The organism is Rhizobium sp. LC145, assembly GCF_001005825.1.
Taxonomy (GTDB): domain Bacteria; phylum Pseudomonadota; class Alphaproteobacteria; order Rhizobiales; family Rhizobiaceae; genus Neorhizobium.
In genome coordinates this window covers 16,994-26,076 of the sequence record NZ_LBHV01000013.1, presented here as the reverse complement: position 1 = coordinate 26,076, position 9,083 = coordinate 16,994, and the positions used below count along the sequence as shown (strand labels likewise).

General features: G+C 57.4%; 15 protein-coding genes and 1 pseudogene. 9 read left to right on the top strand and 7 right to left on the bottom strand.

Features of this window, described 5'->3' with window-relative positions; all coding sequences use genetic code 11:
* Positions 1–84 precede the first annotated feature (84 nt).
* Genes YH62_RS25570 through YH62_RS25560 form a run of 3 tightly spaced genes read left to right on the top strand, consistent with a single transcriptional unit; the run spans position 85 to position 1,168 of the window.
* On the top strand, positions 85–297 hold the full coding sequence (locus YH62_RS25570) for a hypothetical protein (protein ID WP_046797142.1): 213 nt from the start codon (positions 85–87) through the stop codon (positions 295–297).
* Complete coding sequence (locus YH62_RS25565; protein WP_046797141.1) at positions 294–914, top strand: hypothetical protein; 621 nt, start codon at positions 294–296, stop codon at positions 912–914. Before YH62_RS25570 ends, YH62_RS25565 begins: the two co-directional genes overlap by 4 nt.
* Positions 911–1,168 (top strand): hypothetical protein, encoded by a 258-nt coding sequence (locus YH62_RS25560; RefSeq protein ID WP_046797140.1) that lies wholly within the window; start codon positions 911–913, stop codon positions 1,166–1,168. Before YH62_RS25565 ends, YH62_RS25560 begins: the two co-directional genes overlap by 4 nt.
* A 59-nt stretch (positions 1,169–1,227) precedes the next feature.
* Here YH62_RS25560 and YH62_RS25555 read toward each other — a convergent pair whose 3' ends face one another.
* Both YH62_RS25555 and YH62_RS25550 read right to left on the bottom strand, forming a co-directional pair.
* Positions 1,228–1,530, bottom strand: a complete 303-nt coding sequence (locus YH62_RS25555) for a DUF982 domain-containing protein (protein WP_046797139.1) — start codon at positions 1,528–1,530, stop codon at positions 1,228–1,230.
* 135 nt (positions 1,531–1,665) lie between these two features.
* Positions 1,666–1,974 (bottom strand): DUF982 domain-containing protein, encoded by a 309-nt coding sequence (locus YH62_RS25550; protein ID WP_082118514.1) that lies wholly within the window; start codon positions 1,972–1,974, stop codon positions 1,666–1,668.
* Positions 1,975–2,039: 65 nt separating this feature from the next.
* Between YH62_RS25550 and YH62_RS25545 the strand changes: the two genes are divergently transcribed.
* Positions 2,040–3,485 (top strand): DnaB-like helicase C-terminal domain-containing protein, encoded by a 1,446-nt coding sequence (locus YH62_RS25545; protein WP_046797138.1) that lies wholly within the window; start codon positions 2,040–2,042, stop codon positions 3,483–3,485.
* Between the two features lie 5 nt (positions 3,486–3,490).
* On the opposite strand, the gene YH62_RS25540 is transcribed toward YH62_RS25545, so the two are convergent.
* The gene (locus YH62_RS25540; RefSeq protein ID WP_137326865.1) at positions 3,491–4,732 is read right to left on the bottom strand and encodes a hypothetical protein; all 1,242 of its coding nucleotides are present in this window, start codon (positions 4,730–4,732) and stop codon (positions 3,491–3,493) included.
* Positions 4,733–4,857: 125 nt separating this feature from the next.
* On the opposite strand from YH62_RS25540, the gene YH62_RS25535 reads away from it, so the two are divergent.
* The gene (locus YH62_RS25535; protein WP_046797136.1) at positions 4,858–5,112 is read left to right on the top strand and encodes a hypothetical protein; all 255 of its coding nucleotides are present in this window, start codon (positions 4,858–4,860) and stop codon (positions 5,110–5,112) included.
* Between the two features lie 2 nt (positions 5,113–5,114).
* Here the strand turns inward: YH62_RS25535 and YH62_RS25530 are convergent, their stop codons facing one another.
* On the bottom strand, positions 5,115–5,369 hold the full coding sequence (locus YH62_RS25530; protein WP_046797135.1) for a DUF982 domain-containing protein: 255 nt from the start codon (positions 5,367–5,369) through the stop codon (positions 5,115–5,117).
* A gap of 65 nt (positions 5,370–5,434) precedes the next feature.
* Between YH62_RS25530 and YH62_RS25525 the strand changes: the two genes are divergently transcribed.
* Genes YH62_RS25525 through YH62_RS25515 form a run of 3 tightly spaced genes read left to right on the top strand, consistent with a single transcriptional unit; the run spans position 5,435 to position 7,073 of the window.
* Positions 5,435–6,007 (top strand): hypothetical protein, encoded by a 573-nt coding sequence (locus tag YH62_RS25525; RefSeq protein WP_046797134.1) that lies wholly within the window; start codon positions 5,435–5,437, stop codon positions 6,005–6,007.
* Positions 6,004–6,456 (top strand): hypothetical protein, encoded by a 453-nt coding sequence (locus YH62_RS25520; RefSeq protein ID WP_052760516.1) that lies wholly within the window; start codon positions 6,004–6,006, stop codon positions 6,454–6,456. Before YH62_RS25525 ends, YH62_RS25520 begins: the two co-directional genes overlap by 4 nt.
* Positions 6,453–7,073, top strand: a complete 621-nt coding sequence (locus YH62_RS25515) for a hypothetical protein (protein WP_046797132.1) — start codon at positions 6,453–6,455, stop codon at positions 7,071–7,073. The genes YH62_RS25520 and YH62_RS25515 overlap by 4 nt, the downstream gene beginning before the upstream one ends.
* Positions 7,074–7,417: 344 nt before the next feature.
* Here YH62_RS25515 and YH62_RS25510 read toward each other — a convergent pair whose 3' ends face one another.
* From YH62_RS25510 to YH62_RS30920, 3 genes and pseudogenes are all read right to left on the bottom strand, one after another.
* Positions 7,418–7,903 carry a hypothetical protein gene (locus YH62_RS25510; protein ID WP_137326864.1) on the bottom strand — a complete coding sequence of 162 codons (486 nt, stop codon included), beginning with the start codon at positions 7,901–7,903 and terminating at the stop codon, positions 7,418–7,420.
* Positions 7,904–8,042: 139 nt separating this feature from the next.
* Entirely contained in the window at positions 8,043–8,225 is a 183-nt protein-coding gene (locus YH62_RS25505; RefSeq protein WP_046797130.1) for a hypothetical protein, read from the bottom strand.
* Between the two features lie 32 nt (positions 8,226–8,257).
* Positions 8,258–8,410, bottom strand: a pseudogene (locus tag YH62_RS30920) (BrnA antitoxin family protein); the annotation flags it as partial.
* Positions 8,411–8,562: 152 nt separating this feature from the next.
* Here YH62_RS30920 and YH62_RS29185 point away from each other — a divergent pair.
* Positions 8,563–9,057 carry a hypothetical protein gene (locus tag YH62_RS29185; RefSeq protein WP_052760515.1) on the top strand — a complete coding sequence of 165 codons (495 nt, stop codon included), beginning with the start codon at positions 8,563–8,565 and terminating at the stop codon, positions 9,055–9,057.
* Positions 9,058–9,083 lie beyond the last annotated feature (26 nt).

Below are 9,083 nucleotides of genomic sequence, written 5' to 3'. Positions count from 1 at the left end.
CCACCGCGGCGGCTCGCACCTCCCAGGAGCCGCCCACCTGCCGAGCGCGAATGCTCGGATCTTTCTTTTCCATCCGGTGAAGCAATGAGCCTCAAGATTGTTGTCCAAGCCAAGGCTGAACAAAACCTCAAGCACGATGCCGAGTTCTTCGGCGTCACGCCGACGGCTGTTGCAAAGGCCATCATCGACAAGGTTTCCGGCGGTGGCCTGACGCGCGAAGTCCTCCAGGGCGTCGATGTCGAAAGCTATCAGGATCGGAAGCGCGGCCGGCCGGCAAAGCGGAGGGCAGGGCAGTGAAGGTTCTTGCCTTTGACACCAGTAAGTCGGCCGGATGGGCCTTCTTCGACACATCCAGGCATGTCTCTTCCATCAAATGTGACGTGCTGGAGTTCCCTGCCAAAGCCTCGATTGAATATTGTGCCGACCAAATGGGCCTCAAGGTCACGAAGCTGATCAAGGAGTTCAGGCCAGACTTCGTCGTCATGGAAACAGCGCTTAAGATGAGCCCCGGCGGCACGATGGCGACGGTCGTTTCTTGCATGCTTCACGGTGCGGTCCTCTCCACCGTTGCAAACTTCGGCATCCCATGGGGCACGATCTCATCTGCAACCTGGCGCAAGATGTTCTACGGGCAGGGCTTCAAGCCGCCCTTCAAGGTTCATCAGCTCAAAAGGCCTGATCCGAAAACCGGCAAGACAGAACGGCTCGAATACCTCTGGAAGGAGGCGATCGTCACGCAGTGCGAGCGTGAGGGCATTGTTCTCCCGGCGAAGAAGACGGTTGCACACAATGCCGGCGAGGCGGCTGCCATTGCGGTCTGCTGGCGCGGTGCTGAAATCCATGCCGGAAGATACCGTCCAGCTTTCCAAGGCTTCTTACAGCAGCGCAACGAGCGGCAGGGAGCGGCGGCATGAACCGCGTCGTCATCAACATGGATGCCCAGGGTGGGTTCACGATCTACAGCGATGAGCCGATCGAGCTCTTCTGCGTCAGCGATCACACGCCGGCGGATCGCGTCTACCAAATGGAGGTTGAGGTAGGCGTCGAGAAGGTGCGCCAGCAGCTCGGCAATGATCCGATCGGTCACAGGCACGATAGCCAAACCTTCGGAACCGGACATGGACCGCGCAGGCCGCCGTCAAAGCGAAAGCTGGAGGTGGTAAAGTGAACGCGGTCGAACTTCGACAGAGAGGCCGCGGTTGCAGCCTCTCCATCTCGCCTGATCGCTTAGAAGATTACGTGACCACCGCCGGACTGGCGGTTGATCATCCACGGCCGGACAGCCGGAGCCTTCATGAGGATACCCTTCTTGGCTCCGAAGCTCCGGATCGCGTCACGAGCAACGCGCAGCGGCTTCAGGTCGTCTTGGGCCATGTAGCAGGTTCGAAGCGCGGCCTCATGGTCGAGGTCTTTGTCTGGCTCCGGCCAATCCTCCAGAAAGTCGATGGCATCTTCGACGCAGTTTATCTCTCGAACCAGATCTCGTCTTTCTTTCAAGTAGACGGGTCTGTCGAACATCTTCGCGATCATTTCTACCTCACTGAAAACGTTGGTGATCAACAAGGAAAGCGCTGTGGCTCAGCGCCGATATTCGATTTGTGGTGCCGCGTTTTCGGGTTCAAGGGGTGGAGGTGCCGGTTCAGGAGGTCTCGGCATAAGCGCCCATCATCGAGACCCACTTCCGCCCAATATCGAGCCCGAGCAGCCTTTGCTTCCCGTGGCGACGATACTGGCTTCAACCAGCACGCCTGCTTCTCTGGCAGCCTCCATGAAGGCTTCGCGCGCTTCGTCAGGTTTGTTGATTTGTTCCAATACGCCAGCGCACATCAAAAGAGCTCGCCTCAGTGCGGGGCCATCTTTGAGCGGCCAGTCCTCAATAAGGACCAACGCGGCGCCCTGCGTGGTAGCGATGATTGTCTCGGTGGGAGGATCGCCAATCAGGATCACTACCGGGTTCTTCCAAGGCGTCTGCATGAAAATTTTCCTTCCTTATCAGCCTCCTATTCAGGTCGACCCCAACCATCAGCCGAGGTGAGCGAATGAACGCCATGTCAAACCGCGACAACTTCGACCGCATAACCGAGGACGATGCGTTCGAAGGCGCCGAGGCTTTTCTCGCCTGCATGCTGGTTGACAACGCCGTCCTGACCGACTGTGGCCTTGAGCCGGAGGATTTTGCCGAACCAATCCACCAAATTATTTTCAAGGAGGCGGTGGTACTCTGGCGCGGCGGTCAGAATGTTAACGCAGTATCACTGAAACCGTTCATTCCAAAACAAATTGAGAAGCTCGACGTCTCGCCGGCGGAGTACCTGTCACGCCTGATGATCATGGGTACCAATCCGGCCATTCAGCGCGGGCTCGAGGGTTCAATCCAGATCATCAAGAGCGTCTCACTCGGGCGCCAGCTTGCCAAAGAGGCTCAGATCGCCGCCGAGATAGCCCAGGAGGGGCATACGCTCCTGACGCTGGCCGACGAGATCGAGCATATGGAATCGCGCCTGAAGGAGCTGAAAAGCCGGTTCCGCGAGACCACGTCGATCGCTTCGCCTGGCGCTTCCTATCTTTCCATGTTCGAGGCATCGGCTCGGCGCCAGGGCGTCATTGGCGTGCCGATCGCATTGCCGGAGATCGCCAAGGTGCTTTCGGAGCCGGTATTCGAGGCAGGGAACCTCTATGGCCTGCTGTCATCCTCTGGCGAGGGCAAGTCCAGCCTCACGATGCAGCTCATCTACCACGCTGTGGAAGAGGGGCATCCGGTTCTCTTCCTCTCCTATGACCAATCGGCGGCTCAGTGCGTCCGGCAGATGATCGCCCAGGTGCACGAGATAAGCGTGCGGCAGCAGAGAGAGCCCATGCGGCTCATGAGCGACAGCGAGCGCGACCGGTGCGTGATGTTCGCGCACTGGATCGGCCAACAGCCGTTCGACATCATCCGGTGCCAGCGGGAAGGGGTGTCGCAGCTCGTCGCCTATGCCCGACGATTTATCAAGAAGCGGGCCAACGGCAAGACGCCGTTCATTGTCATCGATCACATCGGCAAGGTGAAGCCGCGCGACCCGAAGCTTTCGGCCGACCGCATCTCCGGCGAGGTGACCGTCGAGCTCAAGGCGCTCGCCGACGAGACACAGTCGTCGATCCTCATCCTGAACCAGCGCAACAGCTTCGGCACACGCCGCGACAATCCCCGGCCGATTGCCGCCGACCTGTACGGCGGGGAGGGCGCAAAGGCCGACTATGACGCCATTCTGTGGCTCTACCGGCCCGAGAAATACAAGGCAGAGCGCGTAGCTACCGCCGCCACCGATTCCGACTGGAAGAAGATCAACAAGGTCTTTGTCGGCGACATCGAGGGGATAGCCGAGATCGGCTCGGCCAAGGTCCGCTTTGGCGATCCCACCATCCGCGAGACGCTTCAATTCGAGGCTGAATACACCCGATACCGATCCATGAAGCCCAAGAGGGCGCAAGAGGAGATGTTCTGATGGAGCTATCTCCCGGTGGCCTTATCGAGCAGCTCAGTGAAGTTCGGCGGCTCAACGTTGTCGGGCCCGTGTCCCGGAGTTGGTCTGAAAAGGGCGGCCAATACGAGTGCTCGATCTTCTTTCAATGCGGCTTGCTGCTCGAGCAAATGGAAATACGTATCCATCATCGTATGGCGCTGCTTTGCATCGTCGAGGAGCAAAAGAGACTGAAGGTTGAAGCGAACAACCAGCCGAACCACCCAAAGATAGAGTACGATGGGCAGTGTGATCACAACCAGCCGATTGATGGCGGAGACAGCAAGTTGCGTATCGGTGGGTTGTGGTGGAAGCCCTTGCATTGTGGCTTCACCAATGTGTCTCAGTGTTTCCAGCGTCCAATCGAGATAGTAAATCGCCGTCCCTGGGATGATGAGCAACAGGAAAGCGATGAGGCCGGCGGAAAGCCAGAACGACCATCTGCTGGACGCCGCTCTTTGGTCCCACAATTTCTTTGCGGACAAGCTTCCGATACTTTCTTGCACGGCTGCGAGTTTTGCCTCAGCCTCATCTATCTTGGCGTGGACTTCAGCTGCAGCAGTCCTTTGCTCGTGAATGTACCCAGCACTTTCCCTCGCGGTGCCGTCGATCAATTTCTTCGTTTCGTCCAAAGATTGAAGCGCCTCGTTGTTGGACTTTTGAAGACCGATTACAGTTTCGCTCGCGGATTGCACCTGATCCCGAGCCGCGTTCAGTATTTGCGTGGAGTTAGCGCGGAGTTCATCCTGCAGTCGGCCAACCTGTTCTTCAAAGCTGCTGGCAGCCATACTAACATTTTTCCAGGATGCGTAGCTTGCAAGTTCACTACCAATTACGGCCGGCATCAAATCTTGCGATCTTGTGTTGGGCTCATATTGAAGGCGACGTGTCTCAAACACGTATGCTGCGATGATAGCGGCAAGGACGTCCGGATTAGTCTCTTGGGCAGCCTGCCAATCCATGAATTTTCGGGTTCTCTCCCTGGCAACTCGCTGCAGCTGCTGGATCGCTGTTATTGGGGACTGGTTCAGGCTGCGAATTACATTTTCTGCTGCAATCCTAGCAGCCCCAGAAAGTGGTCTGAACCTATTATCCGACGGCATCTGCACAGCCTGGCCGTTCAGCCACTGTGCCAGTTCCTGATGAGTATTAATCATTTCATTAGGTGCGTCTGGCTCAACTCCGTCACTGCTGAACGCATAGCTGATTTGTTTGAACGTCTCGTAGTTCATAAATCCCCCGAATCTCACAACCCCTGTCGCAACGTTTGCTTGCCGCTCCGTTTCGCGCAAGAGGAGGTTTTCTCGTGAACGAGTTCTCTGGATATGCACATCCAATCCGCGGCGGATGGTGGGCAATGACCCGTTTTGCCCGCGATGCGAAGCCAAAGCCGATCCTGGGCGATGGCGGTGCGCCTATCGTGTTCGAGGACGAGCTATCGGCCACCAAGGCGGTGCTGCGGCATACCCTCGCGTATTTCAACGGTCACCTTGTCGCCTCGCGTGAGATCGCCGGCAGCAGCGTCAGGGACGTGAAGCGCGCAGCGGCGGAGAAGCTGTTTCTCGGAGGCGGGAAGACGGTAGAGGTCGAGCGGGTGAGGGTGGAAGCATGATGCTACTGGATCACCATCACGTTCGCCTCAAAGGCTGCTCGAATAAGAGCGCGTCGAACGTCTTCCGGCGTGGCCCGATCATGCCTGCCGTCAAAGCACACCTTGACGGCCTCGAAGTATGCTTCACCATCATCGGTCGGCCAGCCGGTCAAAAGCGCCTCGGCGGCTTCCTCCACAGAGTGCACGACGATGTATCGGCCTATGCTGTGCATTGCCAAGCCAACCGGCCTAAAGTGGCGCAAGTTGTCCGATTTCATGCCATTTCAAGTCCGTCATCACTCGATCTTGGAAACGGAGCAATAACCATGCCGGGAGGCGGGAAATGAGCCTCCACGTCTTCCCATCCTCATACGAGCAGCAGCTCATCGCCGGATATAGGGGCGCAGGTGAACGCCTCGGGATGGTTCCCGCGCCCAAGCCTCTCCATCGGTCGGTCCTCATCCATGTACGCCCGGATGCAAATCACCATGTGGTGGCATGGCGCCGCTGGCAGAAGATGTATGCCCAAGGAACCATGCCGGCGGAGTTCATCCGGCTCGCCTGCGAGATTCGCGGATATGACCGCTCGGTCATCATGGGCCGCCGCCGCAGCCGTAGCATCGTCATGGCGCGGTACGAACTCATCCGCATGACGGCAGAGCGATATCCGAAGCTCTCAAGCCCGAAGCTCGGCACGCTGTTCAACCGGGATCACACTGTGGTGCTCTACGCCCTTCATCAAGACGGCAGGGCGCGGAAGAACACGGCCAAGCTCACCCCGGACCAAGTGCGCCAGATCAAAGCCCGCATCAGCTCCGGCAAGGAAATGTTGAAAGACATCGCGGCCGAGTTCGGCGTGGTGCCGTCAACCATCAGCAACATAGCCCATGGGCGGGTATGGAGGGGTGTGGATTGACCAGTCATCCCGAGGCCGAGGCAATCTTTGCGGAATTCGACATTCGTGTCGTGCCGGCGAATGTTGTTCCGGCCGTGGGAGAGACGCGGGCGGTTGCTACCCTCCATCGTATCATCCGGAAGTACGGATCCGATCATGCGAGGTTTGTTGTCATGGCCTTGGCCGACTGCGCCAACAATCGCGCGGCTCTCGATGAAACGGGCTTATGGGCAACCAGCGATATCGTCCTGGCGTTCCGCAAGAACTACCCTGAGATGATGGAAAACGACGTATCCCGGTTCCTGAGCTTCTTTGACGCGATCCCGGTGGGGAAGCTACAATACTGGTGCTTCGGGCTCGACGGCATCACAAATAAGCGTGCAGCCCTCGTAGGGCTTATCTGGGAAAGAGCTTGCCGCGTCTTTGGCGAGCCGCAAGGCGAACTCTTCGACGGAAGGAATGCAGCATGACTGTGGATCAAATCAAAGAGCTATTCATCCGTGCGGCCGAGGTCGATCGGAAGCTTCCCGATACCGCACGGCCGGCGGCACTCCGCGCCATTAATCACGGATATGTCCACGACACGGCAGACATGAACGGCTGGTTCGCCGAGGATAAGCACGACGCCAACTGGGCATGGCTAGATCCGAACAAGCTCCGCAACTCCCGCAACGACATGGGCATCTGGCAGGCGGCTATGGAGATCATCAAGCTCGTGCCGAATGAACAGCATCGCCGCGCGCTGTGGGCATGGGCTCGATCGGAAGCCGGTGGACAGGCCTTCGCCAAGTGGTGCAAGAATGTTGAAGGGGTGAGCCGGCAGGTCGGGAACTACCGGAAAAATGCCGCTCTTTTACAAATCGCGCGAGCTTTCGACCGCAAGCCATTGCAGCATAACGATTTGCCTGCTGATGAGCCTTTGACAAATCAGCCCGAAATCGGGGATAAAAACACCAACATCAGAGTTTGGCGCCCAGACGAAAGCAAGCCGGTCTGCGGGTTCGATGAAGACCTTCGCGACTTCTCTTGGGCCGAGGCTCAAGCCGAACGACGCCGGCAGCGCGAGAAGCGCAAGCAAGCAGCATAAAAGCCGCAACCTCGGTCCTGCTGCATAAACGAGAGTGGATGTTGCGAATCGGCTTACGCTGATCGAATGTGCTCCAAAATGGAGAGCACGATGATCACTTTCAGCAGATCCCGACATCCTGGTTCATATGGCGTCGTGAGCAGTGGTTCGGTAAGCCTTCCTTCTGACGCCGCGACTGTTTCGCTTCCGTTGGAAGATCTGAGAGTTACCTTTGAGTTTTCGCAAGGGCCAGGTGGCTCACAGAATGTTCAAGTGCTTGGGCATGACGACAAGTCTGTAAGGATTGGGCTTGTCAACTTCGACAACCCTTTAGGAGTCGCCTGGGAAAGCCCTATAGGCCAGCATCAGGGTATTGAACTCTTTATCTCGATCCTGGTGAATACAGTGTCGTCGTCAGACGACAGTCGAAAACCAAGAATATTGTCGTACACCTTCTTCAAGAGGGTGGCGTGATGGCGAACAAGATTGAGCTGCCAGAAGATAAAGATCTTGCCGCCGCGATGCTTCAGAATCAAGCCAAAGAACCCGGTGCGGTAGGCGGCATTTTTGGCACCAAGGATCATGCCCCGACTAATACAGTATCTATAGCTGTTATTCTCTTGATCTGCTTGCTGGGAGCTGTTTTCTTTGCCCCGCTTCAGGAAGGGGTGGACCGTTCTGCGGTCATCCCAGCGCTGTTCAGCGCGATCACCTTTAGCCTCGGTCTCATGTTCGGGAAAAGCCGAGGCTAGCGCACTGTCGAAGAGCCCCACAGCCCCGTCAGCAATGGCGGGGTTTTCTCGTTTCTGCATGGAGCGGACATTTCGACTTCTCACCGGCGAGAAGACCATGGCATTCCATCTTGGCTGTAGAAGCCGCGCCGCCGCTCCGGGTTAGGCATACCCTCATATACGGCGTGAATGGTGCAAGCCGGTAGAAAATTCACATCGCGAAATGCGAAGTCTCACCCGTCGGTAGAAATGATTTGCGTCACTGGCCGTTCTCTGCGTGAACCAATGGATACTGCGACAAGAGATAAACGTCGGCCTCAGCTTCGCTCCGGAAGAACATCTCTCTTTTCGGAACACCGCCAACGTTGAGGGTCAGGACGAGCCATCCGTCCCCCAACTTCTTTTTGCCCGTTGATGCCATCGGCTTTTCGGCAAATCCCATCTGATCCTCCCAACGTTAACCCATGCCAGTCCTTACAGGTCGGCAGCTTCTCGTAGCGCATCGTTCATTCGAGATTGCCATCCTTCCCCGGTGGACTTGAACCAGGCCACCACATCAGGATCGACGCGGAGGGACAGTAATTGCTTTGGGCTTCCGTTCGGAGAGCGTTTCCGCTTCTTCTCGGCCTGATGGTCCATGACCTGCTGAACCAGATCGGTCGGCTTCGGCTCCGGTGCCGGTACAATTCTGATCGCCATGCTGCCCCCACTTATGTAGCTACATAACCTGTAGCACGGGCGGCAATATGTAGCTACGCAATAAAAGGTCGCGATTTGACATGCCAGTCCTGAAAAACGCCCGGCATGAGAAGTTCGCCCAGGCACTCGCCAAGGGCAAGACGGCGATCGATGCTTATCGAGAGGCTGGCTACAAACCGGACCGCGGCGCCGCCACTAGATTATCAGCAAATGTCAGCATCCGTGATCGGATAGCTGAGTTGCAGTCCAAGACCGTGAAGAAGGTCGAGATCACCGTAGACAGCCTCGCCCAGGAGCTTGAGGAAGCGCGGGCGATAGCACTGAAGGAAAAGCAATCGTCGGCCGCTGTGAGCGCCACGATGGGCAAGGCGAAGCTCTTCGGCCTTGGGGTGGAGCACCGCCGGCTGTCGGGTACCGTGCAGATCGTCACCATCACCGCGAAACAGTTGGAAGCGCTAACAGACGATGAACTTACATCTCTCGAAGCGGCATACCCAGTTTTGCAGAAGCTCGGGCTTATCGCTGCAGGCGATCCAGGCGCAGAGGCAGGCGAGGGAGGCGAACAAGAGGATTGAGGAGGAGGCGGCAGCGGCCGGCGTTT